1 protein-coding gene is annotated in these 471 nt (G+C 26.5%); it reads right to left on the bottom strand.

The window, feature by feature from the left end:
• Nucleotides 1–146: 146 nt before the first annotated feature.
• A partial coding sequence (locus EII32_RS11620; protein WP_148096847.1) for an HNH endonuclease signature motif containing protein occupies nucleotides 147–471 on the bottom strand: 325 nt, incomplete at its 5' end.

Genomic DNA, 471 nt, shown 5'->3' with positions numbered 1-471 from the left:
GTTCTTGCTTTTGTCTAATAATTCTGCACATGCTTTAATTCCATTTTCTGTTTTTTTGAAAATTAGGGATTGAATTTTATCATATTCAATTCCATTATAAAAAACAGAGCTTTCTGCTATCATTAATTTCTTCGCTGTAGTTGAGTTCATTCTTTTTTCTCCTTTTTTCTATTTCTTATACTGATTTCTAACCTTACTGCATTTAATCCTGCTTTTGTTATTTCAGGATCTGTAGAATAATAGCCTCTATTATTCATAATTAAATTTTCATATTTTGTTATACACTCTAAATTATCTATATTTAAATTTCGAGTATTCCTATCTAAAAAAACTACAATCTTTCCTTTTGGAATTTTTCCAAAATGTTTTTCATAAATAACTCTATGCTTTAAATTCCACTTGTTAGGTTCTGCCACTTTTATTTCAATATATCCGTCTTTAGTTATTCTTTCAGAACCTACTTCTCTTATG

This window comes from Prevotella sp. OH937_COT-195, assembly GCF_003932845.1.
Lineage (GTDB): Bacteria > Bacteroidota > Bacteroidia > Bacteroidales > Bacteroidaceae > Prevotella.
Note: the sequence above shows the minus strand (reverse complement) of the source record. Positions and strands in the feature narration are given on the sequence as shown.